This is a genomic window from Dickeya oryzae (assembly GCF_009372235.1).
Taxonomy (GTDB): Bacteria; Pseudomonadota; Gammaproteobacteria; order Enterobacterales; family Enterobacteriaceae; genus Dickeya; species Dickeya oryzae.
In genome coordinates, this window is record NZ_SULL01000013.1 from 210,856 (window position 1) to 237,776 (window position 26,921).

At 53.3% G+C, this 26,921-nt stretch carries 22 protein-coding genes; 15 read left to right on the forward strand and 7 right to left on the reverse strand.

The annotated features are described in order from the left end of the window. Positions 1–30 precede the first annotated feature (30 nt). The 5 genes from uvrB to bioB form a co-directional block, all read right to left on the reverse strand. Positions 31–2,043 (reverse strand): excinuclease ABC subunit UvrB, encoded by a 2,013-nt coding sequence (uvrB, locus tag FAZ14_RS14640; RefSeq protein ID WP_038926371.1) that lies wholly within the window; start codon positions 2,041–2,043, stop codon positions 31–33. 733 nt (positions 2,044–2,776) lie between these two features. After that, positions 2,777–3,457, reverse strand: coding sequence for a dethiobiotin synthase (bioD, locus tag FAZ14_RS14645; protein ID WP_038926372.1), 681 nt, complete (start codon positions 3,455–3,457; stop codon positions 2,777–2,779). After that, positions 3,450–4,232 carry a malonyl-ACP O-methyltransferase BioC gene (bioC, locus tag FAZ14_RS14650; protein ID WP_153508770.1) on the reverse strand — a complete coding sequence of 261 codons (783 nt, stop codon included), beginning with the start codon at positions 4,230–4,232 and terminating at the stop codon, positions 3,450–3,452. Before bioC ends, bioD begins: the two co-directional genes overlap by 8 nt. Beyond that, on the reverse strand, positions 4,219–5,391 hold the full coding sequence (gene bioF, locus FAZ14_RS14655) for an 8-amino-7-oxononanoate synthase (RefSeq protein ID WP_153508771.1): 1,173 nt from the start codon (positions 5,389–5,391) through the stop codon (positions 4,219–4,221). Before bioF ends, bioC begins: the two co-directional genes overlap by 14 nt. Further along, positions 5,392–6,429: a biotin synthase BioB gene (bioB, locus tag FAZ14_RS14660; RefSeq protein ID WP_038904732.1), complete on the reverse strand. Its 1,038-nt coding sequence runs from the start codon at positions 6,427–6,429 to the stop codon at positions 5,392–5,394. 89 nt (positions 6,430–6,518) lie between these two features. On the opposite strand from bioB, the gene bioA reads away from it, so the two are divergent. The 15 genes from bioA (at position 6,519) to FAZ14_RS14735 (ending at position 24,119) form a co-directional block, all read left to right on the forward strand. Then, positions 6,519–7,811, forward strand: coding sequence for an adenosylmethionine--8-amino-7-oxononanoate transaminase (bioA, locus tag FAZ14_RS14665; RefSeq protein ID WP_153508772.1), 1,293 nt, complete (start codon positions 6,519–6,521; stop codon positions 7,809–7,811). Positions 7,812–8,327: 516 nt separating this feature from the next. Further along, positions 8,328–9,695 carry an MFS transporter gene (locus tag FAZ14_RS14670; protein WP_016942632.1) on the forward strand — a complete coding sequence of 456 codons (1,368 nt, stop codon included), beginning with the start codon at positions 8,328–8,330 and terminating at the stop codon, positions 9,693–9,695. 29 nt (positions 9,696–9,724) lie between these two features. Next, complete coding sequence (locus FAZ14_RS14675) at positions 9,725–10,504, forward strand: helix-turn-helix domain-containing protein (protein ID WP_038926375.1); 780 nt, start codon at positions 9,725–9,727, stop codon at positions 10,502–10,504. Between the two features lie 178 nt (positions 10,505–10,682). Next, a complete protein-coding gene (locus tag FAZ14_RS14680) occupies positions 10,683–11,168 on the forward strand; it encodes a hypothetical protein (RefSeq protein WP_038926376.1) in 486 nt (161 codons plus the stop codon). Positions 11,169–11,485: 317 nt separating this feature from the next. Further along, positions 11,486–13,450 carry a glycoside hydrolase family 3 protein gene (locus tag FAZ14_RS14685; RefSeq protein WP_153508773.1) on the forward strand — a complete coding sequence of 655 codons (1,965 nt, stop codon included), beginning with the start codon at positions 11,486–11,488 and terminating at the stop codon, positions 13,448–13,450. Between the two features lie 342 nt (positions 13,451–13,792). Continuing rightward, positions 13,793–14,203, forward strand: coding sequence for a CidA/LrgA family protein (locus tag FAZ14_RS14690; protein WP_038926378.1), 411 nt, complete (start codon positions 13,793–13,795; stop codon positions 14,201–14,203). Then, positions 14,203–14,898 carry a CidB/LrgB family autolysis modulator gene (locus FAZ14_RS14695; protein ID WP_016942637.1) on the forward strand — a complete coding sequence of 232 codons (696 nt, stop codon included), beginning with the start codon at positions 14,203–14,205 and terminating at the stop codon, positions 14,896–14,898. The genes FAZ14_RS14690 and FAZ14_RS14695 overlap by 1 nt, the downstream gene beginning before the upstream one ends. 101 nt (positions 14,899–14,999) lie before the next feature. Further along, the gene (locus FAZ14_RS14700; protein WP_038926379.1) at positions 15,000–16,346 is read left to right on the forward strand and encodes a PDDEXK-like family protein; all 1,347 of its coding nucleotides are present in this window, start codon (positions 15,000–15,002) and stop codon (positions 16,344–16,346) included. Between the two features lie 171 nt (positions 16,347–16,517). Next, positions 16,518–17,405 carry a cytidine deaminase gene (gene cdd / locus FAZ14_RS14705; protein ID WP_016942639.1) on the forward strand — a complete coding sequence of 296 codons (888 nt, stop codon included), beginning with the start codon at positions 16,518–16,520 and terminating at the stop codon, positions 17,403–17,405. Positions 17,406–17,644: 239 nt separating this feature from the next. After that, on the forward strand, positions 17,645–19,342 hold the full coding sequence (locus FAZ14_RS14710; protein WP_016942640.1) for an NAD-dependent malic enzyme: 1,698 nt from the start codon (positions 17,645–17,647) through the stop codon (positions 19,340–19,342). A gap of 199 nt (positions 19,343–19,541) precedes the next feature. After that, the gene (gene moeA / locus FAZ14_RS14715; RefSeq protein ID WP_153508774.1) at positions 19,542–20,777 is read left to right on the forward strand and encodes a molybdopterin molybdotransferase MoeA; all 1,236 of its coding nucleotides are present in this window, start codon (positions 19,542–19,544) and stop codon (positions 20,775–20,777) included. Continuing rightward, entirely contained in the window at positions 20,777–21,535 is a 759-nt protein-coding gene (gene moeB / locus FAZ14_RS14720; protein ID WP_016942642.1) for a molybdopterin-synthase adenylyltransferase MoeB, read from the forward strand. The genes moeA and moeB overlap by 1 nt, the downstream gene beginning before the upstream one ends. A 190-nt stretch (positions 21,536–21,725) precedes the next feature. Continuing rightward, on the forward strand, positions 21,726–22,121 hold the full coding sequence (locus FAZ14_RS14725) for an acyl-CoA thioesterase (protein ID WP_016942643.1): 396 nt from the start codon (positions 21,726–21,728) through the stop codon (positions 22,119–22,121). Between the two features lie 108 nt (positions 22,122–22,229). Further along, positions 22,230–23,282, forward strand: coding sequence for a glycosyltransferase (locus FAZ14_RS14730; RefSeq protein ID WP_029456487.1), 1,053 nt, complete (start codon positions 22,230–22,232; stop codon positions 23,280–23,282). Between the two features lie 282 nt (positions 23,283–23,564). Beyond that, positions 23,565–24,119 carry a flavodoxin family protein gene (locus FAZ14_RS14735; protein ID WP_016942645.1) on the forward strand — a complete coding sequence of 185 codons (555 nt, stop codon included), beginning with the start codon at positions 23,565–23,567 and terminating at the stop codon, positions 24,117–24,119. A 155-nt stretch (positions 24,120–24,274) separates the two neighbouring features. On the opposite strand, the gene FAZ14_RS14740 is transcribed toward FAZ14_RS14735, so the two are convergent. Together FAZ14_RS14740 and FAZ14_RS14745 are read right to left on the reverse strand one after the other, a co-directional pair. Beyond that, the gene (locus tag FAZ14_RS14740) at positions 24,275–26,386 is read right to left on the reverse strand and encodes a discoidin domain-containing protein (protein ID WP_153508775.1); all 2,112 of its coding nucleotides are present in this window, start codon (positions 26,384–26,386) and stop codon (positions 24,275–24,277) included. 87 nt (positions 26,387–26,473) lie between these two features. After that, on the reverse strand, positions 26,474–26,821 hold the full coding sequence (locus tag FAZ14_RS14745) for a DUF3168 domain-containing protein (RefSeq protein WP_153508776.1): 348 nt from the start codon (positions 26,819–26,821) through the stop codon (positions 26,474–26,476). Positions 26,822–26,921: the final 100 nt, after the last annotated feature.

Below are 26,921 nucleotides of genomic sequence, written 5' to 3' on the forward strand. Positions count from 1 at the left end.
GGCAAAAGTATGCCAACAGCACCAACGCAGTCAGGATGCCGCAATAAACTGCTCGCGCAGCGCGTGGATTTCGTCGCGCAGACGGGCGGCCTCTTCGAATTCCAGATTCTGTGCATGGGTCAGCATCTGGCTTTCCAGCTCACGGATTTTCTGATCCAACGCTTTCGGCGACAGTTGCTGATACCGTGCCGCCGGTTCCGCCGCTTTCTTGCCGCGGCCTTTGCCCTTGCCGTTGACAGGCTGACCAATCTGCAAAATGTCGCCAATCTTCTTGTTCAGCCCCTGCGGCACAATGCCATGCTGCTCGTTGTAGGCCTGCTGTTTCTCACGGCGGCGTTGGGTTTCATTGATGGCGCGCTCCATCGACGGCGTAATCCTGTCGGCATACAAAATCGCCTTGCCGTTAAGGTTACGCGCCGCACGGCCAATGGTCTGAATCAGCGACCGCTCCGAGCGCAGGAAGCCTTCTTTGTCGGCGTCCAGAATCGCCACCAGCGACACTTCTGGCATATCCAGCCCTTCACGCAGCAGGTTGATACCCACCAATACGTCGAACTCGCCCAGTCGCAAATCACGGATGATTTCTACCCGCTCCACGGTATCGATATCCGAGTGCAGGTAACGTACCCGCTCGCCGTGCTCTTCCAGATACTCGGTCAGGTCCTCCGCCATGCGTTTGGTCAGGGTGGTGACCAGCACACGCTCGTTAATGGCCGAACGTTTGCGGATTTCCGACAGCAAATCGTCCACCTGCGTCGTAACCGGGCGCACTTCCAGCACCGGGTCCAGCAGGCCGGTCGGCCGCACTACCTGATCGATTATCTCGCCGCCAGATTTTTCCAGTTCGTAATTACCTGGCGTCGCCGAAACATAAATGGTCTGAGGTGCCAGCGCTTCGAATTCCTCAAACTTCATCGGCCGGTTATCCAACGCCGAGGGTAAGCGAAACCCGTATTCCACCAGCGTTTCTTTACGTGCCCGGTCACCACGATACATCCCCCCCAGTTGCGGGATAGTCACATGGGATTCGTCAATCACCAGCAGCCCATCGGCGGGCAGGTAATCAAACAAGGTTGGCGGCGGTTCGCCGGGGCCGCGTCCGGACAGAAAGCGGGAGTAGTTTTCAATGCCGGAGCAATACCCCAGCTCATTCATCATTTCCAGATCGAAGGTGGTGCGCTGCGCCAGCCGCTGCTCTTCCAGCAGTTTATTGTTAGCCAGCAACACCTGACGGCGTTCCGCCAGTTCGACTTTGATCTCTTCCATCGCCTGCAAAATGCGTTCGCGTGGCGTCACATAGTGGGTTTTCGGGTAAATGGTGTAACGCGGTACGGTTTGCACGATGTGGCCGGTGAGCGGGTCAAACAGCGACAGCCGCTCCACTTCTTCGTCAAACAACTCGACCCGCAGCGCTATCTCATCGGATTCCGCCGGGAAAATATCGATGACCTCGCCGCGAACCCGGAAGGTGCCACGGCTAAAGGCCTGATCGTTGCGGGAATATTGCAACTCCGCCAGCCGACGCAAAATAGCGCGCTGATCAATCAGCATGCCTTGCGTCAGGTGCAGCATCATCTTCAGGTAGAGGTCCGGGTCGCCCAGACCGTAAATGGCGGATACCGACGCCACCACTACCACGTCACGCCGCTCCAGCAGGGCCTTGGTCGCAGACAAGCGCATCTGCTCGATGTGTTCGTTAACCGAAGCATCCTTCTCGATAAAGGTATCGGAGCTTGGCACATAGGCTTCAGGCTGGTAGTAATCGTAGTAAGACACGAAATACTCCACCGCGTTGTCCGGAAAAAACTCCTTCATTTCGCCATACAACTGCGCGGCCAGGGTTTTATTCGGTGCCAGCACCATGGTAGGCCGGTTGAGATCCGCAATCACGTTAGCGATGGTAAACGTCTTGCCGGAGCCTGTTACCCCCAATAATGTCTGATGCGCCAGCCCGTCTTCCAGCCCCTCTTTCAGACGACGTATCGCTTCAGGTTGGTCGCCTGCGGGCTTAAAGGCAGAATGCAGTTTGAACGCTTTACTCATGAACAAGACACCCGGATAAAAAACGGTTGGAATCACGCATCAGACGCGAGTCGGCATGACCCGCCTCATCGACAGGAAAGGGATACGTCTAGTATGAAAACCCCCAGCCAGATTTGCCAGCCTCATATTACTGGATATAAAAACAGCATCAAGTAATTCTTAACCATTGACCACACACCAGCACGTGCCCTCGTTGACTAGCACAGAGTGATGTTGCTATCCAGCAAAAAATCACGCATTTATCCCCAGAAATGCTGTTTCTCAAATTATCTGCTACGACCAGTGTCGGTAATTTATTCAGGGATGACGCACTGACATAAAAGTGACTTGATTTTAATTAATTTATTGATTTAAAAGAACTTCACAAAAAAGCGGAGTTTAGCACCAAACCCGGTGTAACCCGCGCCAGCTCTTGGCTGGCGCGTTTTTTCTAACCCTAATACACACAGTTATCCACAGAAATAGTGGATAACTCCCACAAGCGCCCGCGCCTCCTGTATTGGCGTCTTTCGTTACCTTGGCCCGTTAGAGACCGGCAAACGACTTTTAAACAAAATTTCCGTGTTTGACGTGCCGCTTATTATAAAAAAAAGTGCTAAATGACACAGACTTAGCAAAAAGAAAAACTGCTGACCCAGTGGCTCGATCAGCAGTTTTCAAGATGGTTTTTTCTATCAATTTCAATTAGGAACAGGGATAAAACCACCACCTACGCAACATTCACCCAACTTCGTTAACCTGTTAGTAAAGTGATGTTTAAGTAATCACCGATATCCTGCTGAAACGGCTTGGATAAATACGGGATTTCCCCTAACAACGGCGCCGGAAGGTTATCTTGTAACGTCTGCAAATAGGCGCGGTGATAACGCCCTGGCGGCTGCACGACATTGGCAATCCATCCCGCCAGCCTGACACCCGCGTGCTGCACGGCCTGCGCGGTGAGCATGGCGTGATTGATGCACCCCAGCTTGACGCCGACGACCAAAATCACCGCTAACGCCTCTTCCTGTACCCAGTCAGCAAAGGTTTGCTGTGTGGAAAGCGGCGTAAACCAGCCGCCCGCCCCTTCAACCAGGACCCAGTTTGCCTGACGCTCAAGCTGGCGCAGACCGTCACTGAGGGTAGAAAAGTCAATCGGTCGATTTTCCTCTGCACTGACGATATGGGGCGATGTCGGTTCCATAAAGGCCAGCGGATTCACCGCGTCGTATGGCAGCGCCAGTGTGCTGTTAGTCTGTAGCTGCAATGCATCGCTATTGCGGATGCCGTGTGGGGTTAGCTCACACCCGGACGCCACGGGCTTATAACCTGCGGTACGGTATCCGGCACGACGGGCAGCCTGCAACAGCGCCACACTGGCAACGGTTTTCCCCACTTCGGTATCGGTTCCGGTTACAAACCAGCGCTCAGTCACGGTAAATCACTCCAAAAATGCGTTGATAGGTCAGCGGATAGCCTTGTGGGTGACGGCTATAATGCGTAGCCAGCGCCATCAGTTTCTGACGGTTCAGGCCGCGCGGCTCCCGCCCTTCCCGCAACCAGGTCGCCCCCACACCTTTGACGGAGCGCATCAGCGCCAGTACATCGGGAAAATAGCATGTCGCGGGGGCCAGCGAGATATCCGCATGGTAACGACGACAGGTTGAAACAATGGCTTCCAGCGACAAGAATCGATTAATACGCCGGGAGCCATCCAGTTGCTGCCAGGCGTCATCCAGCTCGGCCAGCGTCCCCTGCGCCAGCGTACAAAAGGCAATCACCCCGCCAGGCCGGGTGACCCGATAAAGCTCGGCCAGACCGGCGGCAAAGTCATCACACCATTGCATCGCCATATTGCTAAAACTGATATCCACGCTGCCATCCGCCAGCGGCAAGTGCTCGATATCCCCCTGCAGGTAGTGTGTCGCGGCCTGACGCTGACGCGCCATCGTCAGCATATCCACGGACAGGTCCAGCGCCGTCACCCGTTTTCCGCACGCCTGCCAGCGCGCACTGAAATAGCCGGTACCACAACCGGCATCCAGCAGTTCACCGCCGTGATGTTCACCAACCAGAGTCATCAGGTGTTCGCCGCTTTCACGCTGTAGTGCGGCAAAGCGGTCATACTGCGAAGCCGCCCGGCCGAAAGCACGGGCGATCGCCTGTTTATGGGGGGGCGATGCGTTCAACACCCCGTCAACCTGCGTCATGCAACACCTCCAGCAGTCTGTCGATATCGTCAGGCTGATGACTGGCTGTCAGGGTAATGCGCAAGCGTGCCGTACCCGGTGGCACGGTGGGCGGCCGTATGGCGTTGACCCACAGCCCCGCCGAGCGCAATTGCTGCGACAGCGCCAGCGACCAGGCGTTATCACCGACAATCAGCGGCTGAATGGCGCTTTCTGATGCCAACAGGCGAAACGGCAGGCCTGCAGCCCCCTTGCGAAAACGCTGAACATTCTGCGCCAGCGCATCACGCCGGGCATCGCCATCATCGCCACGAATAGTCGTCAGCGCCGCTGACAGCGCACAGGCTTGCGCCGGTGGCATGGCGGTGCTGTATATCAGATGGCGGGCAAACTGTAGCAAGTATTCCGCAATCGACTGGCTACACAACACCGCCGCACCGCTGACACCAAAGGCCTTGCCGAAGGTGACGATCAGCAATTCAGGTTTCACCCCTTGTTGCGCGCAACAGCCGCGACCGTGCTCCCCCAGCGTGCCGATACCGTGGGCATCATCCACCATCAGCCAGGCGCTCTGCTCGCGACAACACTGGTGCAATGCCGCCAACGGTGCCGTATCACCATCCATGCTGAATACCCCTTCGGTGACCACCAGCGTCTGACCACCTACCGGTTTTTCCAGCAATGCCGGTTTTTCCAACAATGATTGCAACGATTCCGGCTGGTTATGGTGAAAGCGGCGTAGCGTCGCGGGTGACAGGCTGGCGGCTTCCAGTAGCGAGGCATGGCTGAGCCGATCCGCCAGAATACGGTCGCCCTCTGCCATCAGCGCAGCTATCACCGCCTGATTCGCGGCAAAACCGGAGATCATCAGCACTGCCCGGTCATATCCCAGCCAGTCTGCCAACTGTTGCTCCAGTTGTTGGTGTGCGGTGGTATAACCGGTTACGTGACCAGAGCCGCCACTGCCCACACCGAACTGCTGCGCCCCTTGCTGCCAGGCGCGCACAATCGCCGGGTGCTGGCTCAACCCCAGATAATCATTACAGGAAAAATTGAGATAACGTTGTTGCTCGCGCACCAGCCAGCGACCGCTGCCACCGTCATTAGCCAGACGCACCCGGTAGGCGTCTTGCGCCTGCCGCTGTGCCAGCGCCTGATCGATCCGTTGCTGCCAGCTCATTTATACCGCCGCGTTGTAATATTGCTCAGTATCGGTATGCAGCAATTGCTCGGTCAGATGCTGCTGTTGCTGGTTGTCGCCATATTCGGTTTGGGTTTGCTGCGGGTTAAGCCCCAGTTTGCGAAACAGCAACAGGTCCTTATCTTCTTTCGGGTTTGGCGTCGTCAGCAGCTTGCAACCATAAAAAATGGAATTGGCACCCGCCATAAAACACATCGCCTGTGTCTGTTCGCTCATCTGTTCACGACCGGCGGATAGCCGCACATAAGACGTCGGCATCATGATGCGTGCCACCGCAATAGTGCGGATAAAATCGAATGGGTCCACATCGTCGTTTTCCGCCAGCGGCGTGCCCTTCACTTTCACCAGCATGTTGATGGGGACACTCTCCGGCGGCGTCGGCAGATTGGCCAGTTGCACCAACAGGCCAGCACGGTCACGCACCGTTTCCCCCAGCCCGACAATCCCGCCGGAGCAGACTTTGATACCTGCACCACGGACTTTATCCAGCGTATCGAGCCGCTCCTGATAGGTACGGGTGGTAATGATGTTGCCGTAAAACTCCGGCGAGGTATCCAGGTTGTGGTTATAGAAATCCAGCCCGGCCGCCGCCAGTCGCTGTGCCTGATCGCCATGCAGCGTACCCAGCGTCATGCAGGTTTCCATACCCATCTCTTTCACACCGCGCACCATCGATTCCAGATACGGCATATCGCGCTCGTGAGGATTTTTCCACGCCGCGCCCATACAGAATCGGGTCGAGCCTGCAGCTTTTGCCTGACGGGCGGACTCCAGTACCTGCTCAACCTGCATGAGCCTTTCGGTTTCAATGCCGGTGCGGTAACGGGCGCTTTGCGGACAATATTTGCAATCTTCCGGACACGCGCCGGTTTTGATGGATAACAGTGTGCTGACCTGCACCTGACGGGAATCAAAGTGCTGGCGATGCACCTGCTGTGCCTCAAACATCAGTTCCAGAAACGGCTTATCAAACAGGGCTTGCGCCTGTTCCAGTGTCCAGTTTACGCGTTCGGTCATCGTCATTGCTCCGGGTAAAAAAGTCTCGCCAGTGTAATTTATGTGGGTATACTGTCAACCAAATTGAGATCAGATTAGTTGACAACAGTATGAATCAGGATGACCTGGACTTCGACCTGCGCCATATCTGGCACCCTTACACTTCTATGACGTCCCCACTGCCCTGTTATCCGGTCACCGCTGCCAGCGGCTACCGGTTGCAACTGGCTGATGGCCGCCAGTTGGTGGATGGCATGTCGTCCTGGTGGGCGGCGATTCATGGCTACAATCACCCACGCTTGAATCAGGCGTTGCAAGCGCAACTGGCACAGATGTCACATGTCATGTTTGGCGGCATCACCCATCCGGCGGCGGTGGCGCTGTGTCGCCAGTTAGTAGCGATCACCCCGGCGGCACTCGAGTGTGTGTTTTTGGCCGACTCTGGATCGGTGGCAGTAGAAGTGGCGATGAAGATGGCGTTGCAATACTGGCAGGCACGCGGGGAACGTCGTCAGCGTTTTCTGACGCTGCGCCACGGCTATCATGGCGATACCTTCGGCGCGATGTCGGTGTGCGACCCGGACAACTCGATGCACAGTCTTTATCAGGGATATCTGCCACCGCATCTGTTTGCCGATGCGCCGCGCGGCGGGTTTGACCAGCCGTGGCAACAGGAAGATATCTCGGCGTTCAGCGCCTTGCTGCAACAGCATCAGCGTGAAATCGCCGCCGTCATTCTGGAGCCTATCGTGCAGGGTGCGGGCGGTATGCGCTTTTATCATCCCGAGTACCTGCGACAAGTCCGTCAGTTATGCGATCAACACGGCATCTTGTTGATCGCCGATGAAATCGCCACCGGATTTGGCCGCACCGGGCGTCTGTTTGCCTGCGAACACGCCGACGTCACGCCGGATATACTGTGTCTTGGCAAGGCGCTAACCGGTGGCTACATGACACTGTCCGCCACACTGACTACCCGTGCGGTCGCCGAGACCATCAGCAATGGCGAGGCCGGATGCTTCATGCACGGCCCGACATTTATGGGAAACCCACTGGCGTGCGCCGTGGCCCACGCCAGCCTGACACTGCTGGCAGAAAATCGCTGGCAGGCGCAGGTGACGGCCATCGAAGAGCAACTGCGTCAGGCGTTGCTGCCACTTAGGGACGCACCCGCGGTTGCCGATGTGCGGGTGTTGGGTGCTATCGGCGTGGTGGAAACCCACCAGCCGGTCAATATGGCGAACCTGCAACGGTTCTTTGTCGAACGGGGAGTATGGATTCGCCCCTTTGGCAAACTGATTTATCTGATGCCACCATTTATCATTGAACCGCAGGCATTAGCACAATTAACTCACGCTATCGCGGATGCCGTGAGTGGTGCCCATCCTTCGTTTTTCCACTGATTCATACTTTCTGCTTGCCTGCCTGGATATTTAAATGCCAGGCAATCCCCCTCCGGAATAATTATCAGCGTGCTGGTAAAATATTTACCTTTTTATTTTCTTAAAAAAATCCTGAATTCATTTTCAGGGGCCAACATTATTAAAAAAATTGGCTCCTATTAATGTCCGTTTTATTCGACATTCTGTCCTGAATGGTCATTCTCCATAAGCATCAACGTTGCTAGTATTCCTATCATATATGGAATTCCAAGCAAAGGATCAGCATGTTCTATTTGAAGCAAAAAAGTAGAGCTATTGGCAGTGCTGATATACAGCCTGATATTATTTATCCTGCTGATGGAGTCGCTAGCGAAGCAAAAATACATTTTCGATATTTATCTCAGAGCATATTGGAATTATAGATAAATCAGAATACCACCATGGATTACTCATGAATAACCCCATGACCGAACAGACACAGGCGCTGGTCGTTAATTTCTCCAAATCTTCTCATATACATAGCTGGGGTCCTTTCGCATGAAAGAACACGCTCTGAATGCGGCAGCAATGCCGCAACCTAAAACACGTTTAGGTGTGGTGGCGATTGTCGCCACCCTGTTTCTTGCCGCGGTGGATAGCACCATTGTCAGCACCGCACTGCCAGCCATGCGTGATGAGTTGGGCCACGCCGAACTCTGGCCCTGGATCATGTCCGGCTTCTTACTGCCCGTGGCATTGATTGCTCCGCTGGCTGGTGCCTGCGCTGACCGCCTCGGTGTTTCCATCACGCTGAAAACCAGCCTGATCATCTTTCTGGCCGCCTCGGTTCTGGCTGCCGTCAGCCCGACGATGGGCTGGCTGATTGCCGCACGCGTCTTGCAGGGGTGTAGCGCTGGCGGCCTGATTGTATTGACCTACGCGTTACTCGCCAGTCTGTTTGACGCCAGCCAGCGAGGCAAAATGCAAGGCATGCTCAGTGCTGTCTGGGGGCTTGCCGCTATCATTGGCCCACTGTGCGGTAGCGTATTAACCCATTGGTTCGGATGGCGGTCTATCTTCTGGTTCAACCTGCCCGTCGGGCTGGGTGCGTTGCTGTTGCTGGTGTTTACGCCGACGGTGGGCAAGCGACAAAACACGGTTCGCCTCGATATGACCGCACAGTTGGCGCTCATCGTGCTGGCCAGCGTGCTGATGTGGCTGATGACCAGTTCATCGCGCCTGATGATGCCCTGGTTTGCCCCTGTCGCGCTGGTGCTGATTAGCGCTGCACTTCTGGCCTTGCGCCTGCAAAAACAACCGCTCAGCAGCCCGATTCCCGTCGAATTTTTCCGCCGCGGCGCGCTGTTCTCGGTCATTGTACTGGTCATGCTCTCCAGCGCGGGTCTCTATGCCTCCGTCACCTTGCTGCCTCTGGCACTCAGTCAGTCTGGCGGTACGCTGTTATCGGGCGGGCTGCTGATTATGCTGGCCGCGTTAGGCTGGGTCGTCGGCTCTGCCGTATGCGGCAACCTGCTCGCCAAACGGGGATATCGAACCATGGCGGGTGCCGGAATGGCGTTACTGGCTATCGGCTGTATGGTAATGAATGCTGCGCTGACGCTTAATAACACGTTGGTTATCGCGTTGGCACTGGTCATGATTGGTCTGGGGATGGGATTCACCGCCACCACCACGCTGGTACTGGCTCAAAACAGCGCACCGCCAGAGCGTCTGGGTGCCTGGACCTCAACCATCCAGTTTTTACGCAATATTGGCGCAGCCGTTGGCGTCAACCTGTTGGCGACGCTGCAACAGCATATTCAGACAGGAAATACATATCAGACTTGTTTCGCATTATTGGGGGGAAGTATGCTGGTAGGCGTAATTTTTTGTTTCCTTATCCCCAATTACTATCAAAAATCCTGACAGTAACGGGCAACACTGACGGATGCATAATGGACGACGTGATCCACCAGCATGACGCTTTTTTTACCGAGCGTATTCTTGATTCAGTTTCCGTATCTGAAAATGTACCGCACCAGCACACTCAGGGACAGTTTGTACTGGTGCGACAAGGAATACTGTACGGTCATACGGCATTTCGAAACTGGCTGATTAAACCGGGCATGGCGGTATGGATCCCGCCGAATGTCGTGCACTGGGGGCATGCCTTACATCGGGTTGATTTAACCGTGCTGTACGTTGCCCCCTCGCTGTGCCACTGCTCGTCGAGTGAGATAAAACTGTTGGATGCGTCCACGTTTATCGTCGGCTTGTGCGAACGTCTGGCCTTTGCACAGACCACACTGAGCGATGAACGTCGCGATCGCATCCTGCAACTGCTCTTCGAAGAAATCGAGGAAATGCCCTCCAGCAACCTCTCCCTGCCCTTACCCGGCGATCACCGCCTGAAAAAAATCACCGATTGTCTCATCGCCACACCGGCATTACGCCGCAGCCTCGCTGACTGGGGAAAACTGGTGGGGGCGACGGAACGTACGCTGGCCAGACTGTTTGTGCGTCATACCGGGCTACGTTTTACCGAATGGCATAATCGCCTGTTATTATCCGAAGCCTGGCGCGGACTGGCAGACAATAAATCCAATGATGAGCTGGCCATCCAGCTAGGGTTTTCATCCAGCGACTCCTTTGGGCACTGGTTTCGCCGCATGACCGGCAATAGCCCCAGCCACGCACGCCGACACCTCAACACACAAAACGCTCCCACGGCCTGAGTCTACAAACCACGTCCACTGGTTCCCCGGCGACGGTCATCGCCCTATTCACGTGAATTGTCACTTTCATTCGATACTATGACTTTATCGAGCATTCCCGGCTTGGTCGTACTGCGTTACCGTAAGCACACTAGGATTTACGATAAAACTCGATTCACGATAAAAAAGGAAATGACCCATGCTGGAATATAACCTGATGAAATTGCTGCATGCGCTGGCTGCAGTAGCTGCCACAGGCCCGTTACTGTTTGCCCCCTGGCTTTCATGGCGGTTGCAATCCTGCCAGCATAACCCCGAAAAGCAACTACTGCTCAGTGGATTAACCATTACCGACAGATTTTACAACGTGGCAGGTTGGCTGCTGATGATAAGCGGGGCTGTCATGCTGTGGCTGGATGACTGGCACCGCTTATTCCAATTGTGGTTTGTCCTGAGCGTGGCGTTTTTCGTCATCGACTCTATCGCAGAAAAGAAATGGCGTGACCCGGCCACGACCGCACTGGACACCACTGGCCCCGGTGAACCTGGCTGGTTGCTGCACACCTCCCAACTGCACCGTGCGGTGTTAACCCAAATGGGGTCAACCAGCCTGATTCTGCTGGCAATGCTATTGCATAACCAGTTGACGATGAGTCTGCTGAGCATCACCGCATTTATCCACTAAGCCTGACCAGATTCATTCACCACCTTTATTACGCACTATTACGCACAGCACAATGACGGCTACCACCCGCACCGGTGGCAGCACGCAGTTCACCACTATTTCTTTGAACTATTTCTTTGAACTCTATCCAGAATTTTACCCCGCTGACTTGAAGGCCACCTGAAGGCTGCACTAGTGTTGATGTGGACTATTGATGTGAATTGCTAATGTGAACGACCTCTCTGGCAGGACAACGGCGTGCACCCTCCCACATGCGCTGTGAAGCGGTGTTGTTGTCCGCGACCGCTGTACCACCTCAAATAACGAGAAATCTACACATGGAAAAAAGTGCGATACGACAAAAGGCGCTTCTCATCGCGCTACCCTTACTGTTTTCCCCTCTGGCAAGCGCAGTACAACAGGCTGTGCTCGATACCCGTGGCGCACCGTTGATCAAAGTCAACGGGCTGACATTTAAGGACCTGAACCGCGACGGAAAACTCAACCCGTATGAAGACTGGCGTTTACCTGCGGCAGAGCGGGCGGCGGACCTGGTCTCACGCATGACGCTGGCAGAAAAAGCCGGGGTGATGATGCACGGATCCGCGCCAACGACAGGCAGCGTCACCGGTGCCGGTACGCAATATGACCTCAATGCGGCAAAAACCATGATTGCCGATCGCTACGTCAACAGCTTTATTACCCGGCTTTCTGGCGATAACCCGGCACAGATGGCCGAAGAAAACAATAAATTACAGCAACTGGCGGAAGCCACCCGTCTGGGGATCCCTATCACTATCAGCACCGACCCGCGCAGTTCGTTCCAGTCGCTGGTTGGTGTCAGTGTATCGGTCGGTAAATTCAGTAAATGGCCGGAGACGCTTGGACTGGCGGCGATTGGCGACGAAGAACTGGTCAGGCGCTTTGCTGATATTGTGCGCCAGGAATACCGCGCCGTCGGCATCACCGAAGCGTTATCACCGCAGGCAGACCTCGCCACCGAACCACGCTGGCCGCGTATTGATGGCACCTTTGGCGAAGACCCCGACCTGACGAAAAAAATGGTGCGCGGTTATGTCACCGGTATGCAGAACGGTAAAAATGGCCTTAACGCACAAAGCGTCATCTCGATAGTAAAACACTGGGTCGGGTATGGTGCGGCAAAAGACGGCTGGGACAGCCACAATGTTTACGGCAAATACGCGCAATTCCGGCAAAACAACCTGCAATGGCACATCGACCCGTTTACCGGCGCGTTTGAAGCCCATGCGGCGGGCATCATGCCGACTTACTCCATTTTGCGAAACGCCAGTTGGCACGGCAAACCCATCGAACAGGTCGGTGCCGGGTTCAACCGTTTCCTGCTTACTGACCTGCTGCGCGGCCAGTATGGTTTTGACGGCGTCATCCTCAGTGACTGGCTTATCACCAACGACTGCAAAGGCGATTGCCTCACCGGCGTGAAGCCGGGTGAAAAACCGGTGCCGCGAGGTATGCCGTGGGGTGTGGAGAAACTGACACCCGCCGAACGCTTCGTCAAAGCCGTGAATGCTGGAATCGATCAGTTCGGCGGCGTCACCGACTCAGCGCTGCTGGTGCAAGCGGTGCAGGACGGCAAACTGAGCGAGGCTCGCCTTGATACCTCCGTCAACCGCATTCTGAAACAGAAATTCCAGACCGGATTATTCGAGCGTCCCTACGTTAATGCCACACAAGCTAACGACATCGTCGGCAAGGCAGACTGGCAACAACTGGCAGACGATACCCAGGCTCGCTCGCTGGTCTTGTTGCAAAACAACAATCTGTTACCGCTGCGTAAAGGCAGCCGGGTCTGGCTGCATGGCATTGCGGCAAATGCCGCGCAGGAGGCTGGTTTTATCGTCGTGAATACGCCAGAGCAGGCAGACGTGGCGCTGATCCGCACCCACACACCATACGAACAGCCACACAAGAACTTTTTCTTTGGCAGCCGCCATCATGAAGGGTCGCTGGCATTTCGCAACGACAACCCGGACTATCAGGCTATCGTGCGTGCCAGCGCCAGGGTGCCGACGCTGGTCACCGTCTATATGGAGCGGCCTGCCATTCTGACCAATGTGGTGGATAAAACCCGCGCACTGGTCGCCAACTTTGGCGTTAGCGATAGTGTATTGCTCAACCGGCTGATGTCAGGCGCGGTTTATACGGCAAAATTGCCGTTTGAGCTGCCGTCTTCTATGTCAGCGGTGCGCAACCAGCAGCCCGATCTCCCTTATGACAGCGCAAAACCGCTGTTCCCATTCGGTTATGGCCTGCCCCACTAAGCCTGCGTCACGGTTCAATATCATGTAATCCATGCCATTTGGCCAATGGCATGGAAGCAATATGATGGAACCAATGTGATAGAAACAATTGTAATAGAAACAATTGTGATAGAGCGAACGTAACCGACGTAATGGCGTAATGGCATAAACGTCGCCCCGGTGTTATGGGGCGACGTTCTCCCCTCCGCCTACCCAGACTACCCTTATCGTCCATTCAATCAGCGGCAATTCATGAAAAACCGTACAACAGAGGTGAAACTCCCCTCCTCATTTTTGTGATTCGTAGCACACTGCCGACATTAGCGTTATCATCACCTTAACGGTTCTCCAGGATTTTCCCCTATGCGCAATACCATCACACTGTGCTGGCAGTATTTACGCGCTTTCGCATTGATTTATCTGTGTCTGTTTATTGGCAATGCGATATCTGCGTTACTTCCGATTACCATTCCCGGCAGCATTCTCGGCATGTTGGTGCTGTTTGCCTTGCTGGCATCGCAAATTCTGCCGTCGCGCTGGGTCAAACCGGGTTGCCAGTTGCTGATCCGCTACATGGCACTACTGTTCGTGCCTATCGGGGTGGGAGTGATGAACTATTATGACGTTGTGCGCGACCAGTTCGGCCCCATCGTCGTCTCCTGTCTGGTCAGCACATTTGTAGTCATGACCGTTGTGGGTTACACCACCCAGATGATGCACCGTGACCGGATACCGCCAGACCACAACACCGCCGACACGAAGGAAGAGAAATAATGCTGAATTATCTGTGGTGGTCACTACCGCTAACACTGGTGGTTTTCTTTGGTGCCCGCAAAGTGGCGTTAACGTTGAAAATGCCGTTACTGAACCCGTTGCTGGTCTCAATGCTGGTGATCATCCCGCTGCTGCTGGTTTTGGATATCCCTTACAATCATTATTTTAGCGGTAGCGCCATCCTCAACAGTCTGCTGCAACCTGCGGTGGTGGCGCTGGCCTTCCCGTTGTATGAACAGCTACACCAAATCCGTGCGCGCTGGAAATCCATCATCAGTGTTTGTTTTATCGGCAGTGTCACCGCCATTATTTCTGGCACCGTGATTGCCTTGTGGCTCGGTGCCTCGCGGGAAATCGCTGCCTCCGTGCTGCCAAAGTCGGTCACCACGCCAATCGCTATGGCCGTTGCCAGCGCTATCGGCGGCATTCCAGCCATCAGCGCCCTGTGTGTGATTCTTGTTGGTATTGTCGGCGCGGTGATGGGCCACACGTTGCTTAATCGGCTGAATATTCGCGCCAAATCCGCCCGGGGGCTGGCGATGGGAACCGCGTCACACGCACTGGGTACAGCTCGTTGCGCGGAAGTCGATTTTCAGGAAGGTGCCTTCAGCTCGCTGGCGCTCGTTATCTGTGGCATCATTACCTCGTTGGTCGCGCCATTCCTATTTCCGGTGATCATCCGCCTGATGGACTAACGCTGCCGGTCACGCTAAAACCAACCCATGGCAGGTCAGCACCTCGAAACGCCAGTCGGCCTGCTTCCCACTACAGAGTAAGAAAACATTCAGACGGTCACATGGACGAAAAGACATTTTATACCTTTCTTGAAGACAAACATTTCATCGAGTTACAAGAGCTGCTCAAAACATCGGATGACATCCTTGATGTGATTACGCTAACGGAAAATCAGCACTCCCATATGTTGGCCTGGTGCCTGAATCCGAATGAAGGCCATGGTCAGCGCGACGCGATAATTAAAGATTTTCTGACCGCCGCCTATTACAGCAGTACCAAACATAAATACGACAATAAAAAATTTTTCCATATCTGGACCCCCGGTTTAATTCATCAAACCAGCTTTGGTTCGCTGTTTGTCTGCCGGGAATTCAGCATTTTTGACGGTAACGAAAGCCGCCGACGCCTTGACCTGTTTTTGATCGACCCGCAAAACAAATTTATCGTCACGATAGAGAATAAAGCGGGTTCAACCCCCGACGTCACCCAGCTTGACGATTATCACGCCGCAGTGAAAAAAGCGCTGGCGCGTAACGCCTGTTTCAACAGCTATCTCTTCCTGTTCGTCACCATCGACAAATGGTTTAATCAATCAGCCGATAACGATTTTGTCAGCCAGGCCAATCACTGGGCATTTATGAACTACCAGTGGTTGGGTAAAGCAGCGCATCGCGCCCGCCTGCAATCCGAAAATCATCATGCAGCGGTGCAGTTGCTGTTGTCGTACTGCCAGAAACAAGCCGATTGGCAAAGCCCAGCCGAGCAACGAATCTCCGAGCTTTCTGCCACGCTGGCAATCCGTTATGCACCGCTGGTGGAATACTTTTATCAGCAAAGAAATCACTCGCCGGTCAAATGGCGTGCCAGCACATTTACCGGCATCGACGCCGAAATGCTGCTGTTCCTGCAACAGCACCGCCCACTTTGCGACAAGCTGTTCCAATCCCGAGGCATTGCCGGTGTGCTGGTTAACATGAAAAAAGCCCTGCCGGATTTGCAGGGTGATGACGGCTCGCACAACAATAATCTGCAAATCAGCCGCACCTGGTTTAATTTTGTGACCGACACTATGCTGGAGATCAGCGCGGAAACATACTGGCCTCTCTACGTGAACATTTACAGAGAAAAAAGCGAAAACAGCCGCCATCCACGCTTCGGCTTGCGGGCGTTTTACGCTGAGGCTTACCTGAGTGAAGCCTTCTCCTCTTCACATTCCGCATTCACCGACTGGCTCTATCAACACTTTCCTGACGGCAGAAAATCCAGATCTTATGACTGGAAAACACTCAGCCATCAATACGGATTGAGCGCAACGGAGGTAGTTGAGCAGGCAAAACGACTCGCACAAAAAATAGACACGTTCATTCAGCAGGGAAATGAAGCCGCACAACCAGACGGTGGTTCATAGTCACTTTCTCAATACCAACCGGGTTTGCGTCTAAAACCTGCGAGATATCTCGCATTTGTGATTTCTTTTTCATTCATTTCATTCTAAAAGTGATAATAATCACAAATATTAGCTGTATCACTGTCCACACTTGGGTCAGTACGCCTTGTAAACCGGGAAAGGGAAACCACCATGCAAGCACGCTTTCATGACGCCTTCACGCAACTGCCTGCGACGCTACAAACCGCGTTGGCTCCCATACTGGCGCGTGACGATTTCGCCGCCATGCTAACCGCCGACGACGTTCGACAGATTTGCGCCCACTGTCAGCTCGACGCCGATGAACTGGCCTTTGCCTTGCTGCCGCTGGCCGCCGCCTGTGCACTGACGCCGGTTTCTGATTTTCACGTTGGCGCTATCGCACAAGGAGTCAGCGGCGCATTCTACTGGGGCGCTAATATGGAATTTGACGGCCTGCCGTTACAGCAGACTGTCCATGCCGAACAAAGCGCGATTAGCCACGCCTGGTTGCGCGATGAGCCTGCGTTGCGCGCGGTAACCGTCAATTACACGCCCTGTGGTCACTGCCGCCAGTTCATGAATGAACTGAACAGTGCACCTGACTTGCGTATTTGTCTGCCGGGACGGGAAGCGGCGGCGCTCAGCCATTACCTGCCGGATGCCTTTGGCCCGCGTGATTTAGCGATCAACACCCTGTTGATGGATGCCATCGATAATGGATTAACACTGGTAACGGACGACGCGCTGTGCCAGTTAGCACTGACTGCCGCCAACCGCAGCCACGCACCGTACAGTAAGGCGTTTAGCGGCATCGCGCTGGAGACGCGGCAAGGCCATCGCTACACCGGACGTTATGCGGAAAACGCTGCGTTCAACCCCAGCCTGCCTCCTTTGCAGGCGGCCCTGAATCTTGTCAATCTGGCTGGCGAGGCATTTAGCGATATTCAGCGGGCGGTTCTGGTGGAGTCAAGCCATGCCGCACTCAGTCAGTGGAGCCTGGCCCAACCGTTGCTGGCCTCGTTGGGGTACACCGCACTGCACCACGCACTGGCCGATTGAAGCATCACGCCGTCATCTTATTGATGAGATGACGGCATCCCCCCCTTCTGCGGCCTTCATTGTCGCTAAAAGCCGCCACTATGTGACTTCCCCCACATAATTTTTATATGCAAGTCATCTGTAATTATTTTAATTAACAATCCCTGTACATATTTGCTGGGTACTTTAAGATCGCCGGTATCGATCGCTTCCCGCTGGTTCTCCGAACCGATTTCAGCTACCAAAGAGTCGAAAAAGTCATGGAATTGGAATACGAAAGTAAACGTCCGCTCTACATCCCTTATGCTGGTCCCCTCCTGCTCGAGTTCCCCCTTCTGAACAAAGGCAGCGCCTTTACCGAAGAAGAACGCGATCATTTCAACCTGCACGGTCTGCTGCCTGAAGCAGTAGAAACCATTGAAGAACAAGCAGAACGCGCCTGGCGGCAGTATCAGGAATTCAAGAACGATATGGAAAAACACGTGTACCTGCGTAATATCCAGGACACGAACGAAACCCTGTTCTACCGCCTGCTGGAAAACCACCTGAGCGAAATGATGCCGATCATTTACACGCCGACGGTTGGTGCTGCTTGTGAACACTTCTCCGACATTTATCGTCGTGCTCGTGGTCTGTTCATCTCCTACCCTAACCGTGAGCATATCGACGATATGCTGCAAAACGCCACCAAACAGAACGTAAAAGTCATCGTGGTGACGGACGGTGAACGTATTCTGGGTCTGGGTGACCAGGGTATCGGCGGTATGGGGATTCCGATCGGTAAATTGTCTTTGTACACCGCGTGCGGCGGCATCAGCCCGGCGTATACTCTGCCGGTGGTACTGGATGTTGGGACCAACAACCCGCAACTGCTCAACGACCCGCTGTACATGGGCTGGCGTCACCCGCGTATTACCGGTGACGAATACTATGAGTTCGTGAACGAATTCATTCAGGCTGTGAAACGCCGCTGGCCGAACGTCCTGCTGCAGTTCGAAGACTTCGCACAGAACAACGCCATGCCGTTGCTGAACCGCTACCGTGATGAAATCTGTAGCTTCAACGACGACATTCAGGGCACCGCCGCCGTGGCACTGGGCAGCCTGATCGCCGCCAGCCGTGCAGCAGGCAGCCAGTTGCGCGATCAGACCGTGGCGTTTTTGGGTGCAGGTTCCGCTGGTTGCGGTATCGCCGAGCAGATCATCGCACAGATGAAGTCTGAAGGGCTGAGCGACGAAGAAGCCCGCGCCCGCGTATTCATGGTAGACCGTTTTGGCTTGTTGACCGACAAACTGCCTAACCTGCTCGACTTCCAGAGCAAGCTGGTGCAGAAAAGCGGCAAACTGGCTCAGTGGGATGTCACCCGTGACGCCATCTCGTTGATGGATGTGATGCGTAACGCCAAGCCGACCATCCTGATCGGTGTATCAGGTCAGCCGGGCTTGTTCACGGAAGAAATCATCCGTGAAATGCACCGTAATTGCGCTCGCCCGATCGTGATGCCGCTGTCCAACCCGACATCCCGTGTGGAAGCGCGTCCGGAAGATATCATCCGTTGGACCGACGGTGCCGCACTGGTCGCGACCGGTAGCCCGTTCTCCCCGGTACAGCACAAAGACAAGGTTTACCCGATCGCACAGTGCAATAACTCGTACATTTTCCCAGGCATTGGTCTGGGTGTGTTGGCCAGTGGCGCGAAACGTATCACTGATGGCATGCTGATGGCCTCCAGCCGTGCGCTGGCTGACTGCTCTCCGTTGGCGAATCAGGGTGAAGGTGCACTGCTGCCAGATGTTGACACCATTCAGGAAGTATCCAAACACATCGCGCTGGAAGTGGCTAAAGCCGCCCAGTTGCAGGGTGTGGCGGAAGTGACAACTGAAGAGGCGCTGGTCAAAGCGATTGCTCATAACTTCTGGCATCCGCAGTACCGCACCTACAAACGCACCTCGTTCTGATTGTGCATGCCGATTGCCCGGATTGCAGGGCGATCACGGTTTCAGACGCGGCCTCGGCCGCGTTTTTTATCCCTTTCCCTTCTGATACACGTCATTCTCCCCCCCGGCGATTTCTGCCATAATGGCACGCTATCGATACATCAATGTCATGCCTGTTTTGCCTGCTGTGCCATGCAACGAACGGGTGTGTGGAGCTGCCATGGATACTTCGGGTTTACTCTCTCTGGAACAGGCGCGGCATGCCATGCTGACGCAAGTTTCCGCACTTACCACCACAGAAACCGTTTCTATCTATCAGGCTGCCGGTCGTATTACCGCCACCGCGGTGACCTCGCCTATCAATGTGCCGCCATTCGACAATTCGGCGATGGACGGCTACGCCGTGCGGTGTCATGAGCTCACCGGTCAGCCGTTACCCGTAGCAGGTAAAGCATTTGCTGGCGCGCCATTTGACGCAGACTGGCCTGAAGGCAGCTGTATTCGCATTATGACCGGTGCGGCGATCCCCGCCGGTGCCGACGCGGTGGTCATGCAGGAGGAAACACAAAGCGATGCCGATGGCCGGATTCGGTGCACCCATGCGGTGAAACCGGGCCAGAATATCCGCCGTATCGGTGAGGACATACAACAGCAGGCGCAGGTTCTGCCCGCAGGTACGCGGCTGGGGGCGGCCGAATTGCCGTTGCTGGCATCACTGGGCATTGCCAGCATATCGGTCGTACGCCGTCTGCGGGTGGCGCTATTTTCCACCGGCGATGAGCTACAACCTGTCGGCGAGCCGTTGCAACCAGGGCAAATTTACGATACCAACCGCTTTGCGGTACGGCTGATGCTCGAACAATTGGGCCATGACGTAATAGACCTTGGCATCGTGCGTGATGATCCCACCGCGCTGCGTGAGGTCTTTCTGCAGGCGGATCAGGCTGCCGATGTGGTGATCAGCAGCGGGGGCGTATCAGTAGGAGAAGCGGATTACACCAAACAGATGCTGGAAATGCTGGGAGATATCCGCTTTTGGAAACTGGCCATCAAACCCGGTAAACCATTTGCTTTCGGCAAGCTGAGCCACGCCTGGTTCTGCGGACTGCCGGGTAACCCGGTTTCCGCCGCGGTAACGTTTTACCAGCTCGTGCAACCGCTGCTGGCACAGTTGTCCGGCCATAGCGGGTGGTCATTACCGACACGTTTTCGGGTAAAAACAGCGACACCGCTGAAAAAATCCCCCGGCCGACTGGATTTCCAACGCGGCGTGTTAACCCGTAACTCACAGGGCGACCTGGAAGTGCGGACCACCGGGCATCAAGGCTCACATGTGTTCAGTTCTTTCAGTCTCGGCAACTGCTTCATCGTACTGGAAGCGGAACGCGGCCGTGTTGACGCGGGCGAATGGGTGGAAGTCGAACCCTTCAACTCACTGTTACAGAGCCACTACTGATGCTGCCTGAACTGACTGATGAAGAAACCCTGCGTTATAATCGGCAAATCGTCCTGCGCGGGTTTGATTTTGATGCACAGGAACGATTGAAAGCCGCTCGGGTACTGATTGTCGGGTTAGGTGGGCTGGGTTGTGCCGCCTCGCAGTATCTGGCATCAGCCGGTGTCGGCCAACTCACCCTGCTGGATTTTGATACCGTGTCACTGTCCAACCTGCAACGCCAGGTGTTACATCGCGACGATCGCATCGGCATGCCGAAAGTCGAGTCGGCCCGTCAGACCTTGCAGCGCATCAATCCACACATTCAGATAACACCGATTCAGGATAATCTGGACGATGACGCCCTACAGGCTGTCGTGACGCAACACGATGTCGTGGTGGATTGCACTGATAACGTTTCTATTCGTGAGCGGCTTAACCATCTCTGTTTTCTGCAGAAAATACCGTTGGTTTCCGGTGCGGCGATCCGAATGGAAGGGCAAATCAGCGTTTTTACCTATCAACCGCAGGAGCCTTGCTACCGCTGCCTTAGCCGTTTGTTTGGCGACAGTGCACTCACCTGTGTCGAAGCGGGTGTGATGGCACCGTTGGTTGGCGTGATAGGGTCATTGCAGGCGCTGGAAACCATCAAGTTGCTGGCGCACTATGGCCAGCCGCTGGCGGGTAAATTGCTGCTGTTTGATGCGATGACGATGCAATTTCGCGAAATGCGCTTATCGAAGAATCCAGACTGTGACACCTGTGGGCAGGTGACCTGACGCCTTGCCCCGACAGAACGCCTGGCGTGTGCGCGGCCTGGCGGCAAGAATGCGAATAGGGCCACCACCACCTCAAGCCATCCACTCCAGACTGGCCGTTAGACGACCTTAATCGACCAACGGCCAGACCGCTGTAACAGAATTGGTGTAAGATAACCGCGTTTATGTTACTCCATAAGGTCGTCGCATCATGACACAAGCATTATCTGAGGAAGAACGCATTCAGCAATCCATCACCCGGGTCGCCAAAGTCGTCTTCCCTACCACTATCAACCACCATTCCACGTTGTTTGGCGGCACCGCACTGGCATGGATGGACGAAATTTCTTTTATTACTGCCACCCGTTTTTGCCATAAACCCCTGGTCACCGTTTCAACCGAAAAGATCAATTTCACGACCCCTATCCCATCAGGCACGATTGTGGAGCTGGTCGGGCAGGTCAGCCGGGTCGGACGTACCAGCCTGACCGTAGATGTGTCGGTCTATCTGGAGCAGATGTACGCCGAAGGCCGCACCAAAGTGATTACCGGTCAGTTCAATTTTGTGGCAGTCAATGACGAAGGACGCCCCATTCCGCTATTCTGATGGCGGACGCATCGGTGTTGCGATGCGGCATAGTGCACGATATTACGCCAATGATGTCTGCTGGTGACAGAATATCGTCGAACTCTTTTCCTCTACCTGGTAAATGTAATGATTTCCGTCTGCATGATAATGAAAAACGAAGCCAGGCATCTTGCCAGCACGCTGGCCTCTATTGCAGCGCATTTTGACGATATTATCGTTGTCGATACAGGTTCTACTGATGACTCCAAAGCCATCGCCCGCCAATTCACCCCCCATGTTTATGACTTCACTTGGGTCGCCGATTTCTCTGCGGCACGCAATGTGTCTTTGGATTACGCGCGTCACGATTGGGTTCTCGTGATTGATGCCGATGAAGAGGTCGAATCTGTTGATATTGAAGCACTACACGCTCTGATAAAAGCACATCCGCACTCGATAGGCCGCGTAGAACGCATCAATTACCTGGACGAAGGGAACGATATCACTACTGCCCGGGAATCCATCAACCGACTATTTTGCAAAGATAGGTATCACTACAGCGGTATTATTCACGAACAAGTGACACCACGAGACACCAACACGCCCTTAGCGCCGCCATTTATGGCGCCAATCCGGCTCAATCATGTGGGGTATAGAAAGGAAGTCTTGCAGGATACCGACAAGGTTTCACGCAATATCACGTTACTGAAACAGGCGCTCACGACGCAGGAAGATGACCCATACCTGCTATTCCAGTTAGGTAAAAGTTATTATCTGAAACGCGACTATCCGACAGCCATTCACTATTTTCAACAGGCAATACGCTTCGAGACCAATTTTACTTACGAATACACCGAAGACCTGATTGAAACTTACGGCTATGCATTGATCAATGCGGGGAAATATGCAGAAGCGATGGATATTATCCAGTATGAGTCCAACTTCTCATCCACTGATTTTATATTTTTGAAAGCCCTCATACTGATGAATAATGGCCAACTGCAGAATGCAGTCGATTTATTCGTGCAATGTACAAATATGCCGACAGGGAATAAAGAAGGCGTCAACTCTTATAAAGCCAACTACAATGTCGGCGTTATTTTGGAATGTGTCGGCATGAAGCAGCAGGCTCTGGAATTTTACCAAAAATGCGGTAGTTACGCGTTGGCGCGTGACGGCATCCAGCGGCTGGTTCATTAAAGCGTCGGGTACAGATATCCTCAGCATGTCTGGTGGATATCTGTCTTATTCATTTTATTCATATCATAGAAAAGAAATACGCTATCAGTTCGTATTCGATTATTTTCATTCAAATTATCAACCTCGGGTTACCACAGGGTAACCTAGGTACTTTCGGGTAATTCATTGTTTATAAAAATGGGGCGCGATAATATGCCGACATCACTGAACATGGTTTATGGTTTTACCCACGCTTTTATCCGTCCATAAACGCCTTTATGCGTCCATAAATGAGGAAATACAATGAGCAAACTCGCGGTTGTCTACTATTCCGGCTACGGCCACACCAAACATATCGCTGAACTGGTTGCAGAGAGCGCACAGGCAAGCCTGATCGCTATTGATAGCAACGGCGATATCACCGACGCCGACTGGGAAACTCTGAACGCCGCAAACGGTATCATTTTCGGTGCACCGACCTACATGGGCAACGTACCGTGGCAGTTCAAAAAATTTGCTGATGCCAGCTCCAAAATTTGGTTTACCCGTGGCTGGCAGGACAAAGTATTTGGCGGTTTCGCCAACAGCGCCAGCCTGAATGGTGACAAGCAAGTTACCCTGATTTATCTGCAGACGCTGGCGGCACAGCACGGCGGTATCTGGGTTAGCCTGGGACAAGCGCCAGCTAACGCGCTGGCTTCCACCCGTAACGATGCCAACAACCTCGGTGGTTCTGCCGGTGCACTGATTCAGTCTCCGTCTGACGCTGGTGCGGATGCCATCCCGGCAGGTGACCTGGAAACCGCTAGATTGTACGGCGCACGCGTTGCTGAAATTACCCGCCGCCTGCACGGTTAATAGCGTTTCCTTTAACTATTCATATGTAGCTATTAATATGCCCGGTTTAACCGGGCATATTTTTGTCTATAGACCCCTTACATAGACGTTTCTATAGATAAAAGGCGGGCTGAGAATATCAGCCCGCCAGTCTATTGATGCATACAGGTCAGAGATTACGGTTGCTGATAGGCCAACTTGTAGTTACCTGCCGCAACGGTTTTAAACGTCACTTTATCGGGATACCACCGTATTTCCACTTCAGCTTCAGTTTGTTTTTTCCAGGCAGAAGACACCGCTGATAGTATAATCTGGTCTACCTGTGCATCATCAGTAGCACCATTAGGCACAGAGAAACCAAACGCAAAAGCAATATTATCAGGTACCCCCTGTGTATTCGCATATAACAGTGCCCATTGAGTACTAGTTAAAGCATTCAGTGCTGAAACTGACACACCCTGGGTATTTAATTTATCTGCGCCGTTACGGTCAATAGTTAATGTGCCAATAGAAATAAACGCACTACCATTCCATGTAAACCATTCATTCCCATCTCGCGACACAGCCATTTTTACTGCACCTGCACCTGTTTGCGTTACTGTAGCTGTCACTGTGGATAATAAGCTATAGGATTTAATATTTTTCAGGCTTGCTGTTTTAGCAATCTGCGGCGCAGGTGACACAATAACATTCAATTTTCCACCCTGATTTGAGAGCAGCTTTTTCACGATGACATTAGTTATTTTTCCAGAGGTGGTGAAGCCGGTCGCTGAGATATCAGCGATGGATGATGGCAAAGGTATCTGCGTAAGCTCGCCATTCGTCACGGTATAGTATTTGTCATCACTTGCCTGGATTAATACCCGCTGAACATTATTGAGGATTTTCATTTCATAGACGAATCCACCACTACCGGGAATGTATAGCCGATAATATCTGTATGATACCGGTTGAGGTAATGACTTCGTAACAGTAATTCTGTTGCCTGAACCGGAATCAAGAGTTGTCCATGTGCTCCCATCATCACTACCCTGAAAATCCCAGAAGCCAGTTCCCATCGGTGGCCCCGCCAGCGCAGCATCAAGATAATATCCGCTAACGGTCGTGCCGACAGAGAATGCCACGATGAGCCCTGATGGACCACCGTAATTCTGCCAATAGGTTGAAGCGTTCCCATCAAAGGCTTTCCATGGGTAGTTGATCTCATTAGTGCTAGTAGCTGAAACTGTTATCCCTGATGCTGATGTATTTGATGTCAAAACCGGGATGATCGATGTATAAGCGGATACCTGAATATCGCCAATCTGGATTTCAGGGATGATAGCCTCGTAAATTCCATTAGCATTCATAGTCAGCGTCGTGTCTCCGCCTGTATATGGCTTCATAACACCATTAAACACCAAACCATCAGTTGCAATCATGCCAGTGCCATTATCAAAACTGTTCACAACAACCGGACTGGCAGCTGCCGCTTCCTCTTTTAACGCAAAAGCCTCGAAACTGTAATCCATAGAACCGGTAGCGCTAAATGGGAAGGTGAATACCTGATTCGCCGTCGCACCACTGCGCGTTACTACGGTATAACCACGACCGCCATTGTTTCCGCCGCCGCTATTGCTACCTGTCGCACTGACAACTAACTGATTGTTAGTTGTATCGTAATTCAGGGAAACACCCTGTCCGGCTGCCAGGGTCGCCACCAGAACTTTACGCACCGCGTCAGTGAAGTCGGTAATTTGCGAGGCAGTATGGGTGTGGTTTGCCAGATCGGACTTATGCACTACGTCACTTAATCCCAGATTAGCGACAAACTGCGCTTTATCCGGAATATCCGCACCATTGAGGGTTTTATCCATCATGCGGCTCACGGCATCAGTCAAATCTGGCAGCGTTTTCACCACCACGCTCTGACCACTATTATCCGTCAGCGTCACCTGGCCACGCTCGGTCAGCACTTGTTTCCACTGAGTCAGTTGGGACTGGTAACCTGCCAGCATCGCCGCAATCTGCGCCACATAAGCAGCGTGATCGAAGGTGTCGTTACTACCAAACACGGGAATAGCGTAATGCACACCATTAGCGGTACAACCGCTATATTCACTGGCCAGCATCAGCTCGGTGTCCGACACGACGGAGGCAATTTCATAAATCTTAATGCTGCAATCAGCAAAAATCAGCAACATGCCGCCAGCAATAACACCATTATTCTTATCGGCCCAAAGAGTATTATTACCCAAGACGACCTTGCTGCCAGAAAATAAAGACAAACTACCTGACTTATACCACATAACATTATTCCTTTATTGTATGGAACGGTCAAAAACAGGCCAATCCAATACCAGATGGATGTTGACGATAAATTTAAATCCAAATAATTAACGAGAAATATCAACTTCCAGTGTCATACGGAATTTTTCGTATTCCACATCAAAGTCGTTATATTCAACGGTTTTATTCGGCTGCAATACTGACAGCGCCGCTCGTACCTGTTCACGCAACGCACGGGCTTCAGCTACGGTATGCGCATAACAGTCTGCACTGACCGTCACCTTCTGGCTGGCCAACTGCTGAGAGGCGTTATAATTATTTTCCTGACTCAGTGAAAAAAGAATAAATGGATGTTTCTGGTGTGGCGCATGATAATCACAGCAAGGCACGGCATAGGCATAAACACGGCCATACGCCAATTTACCCAACAGTGGATAGATATCTTCTTCAGTCATTTCAATCAGCCTTATTTAGACAATGAATAAAATCTATTTTCACCAGTTCAGTAGAAAATAGGTTCTTTCGAAAACGTATCGCTTCGGTCATTATCATAAA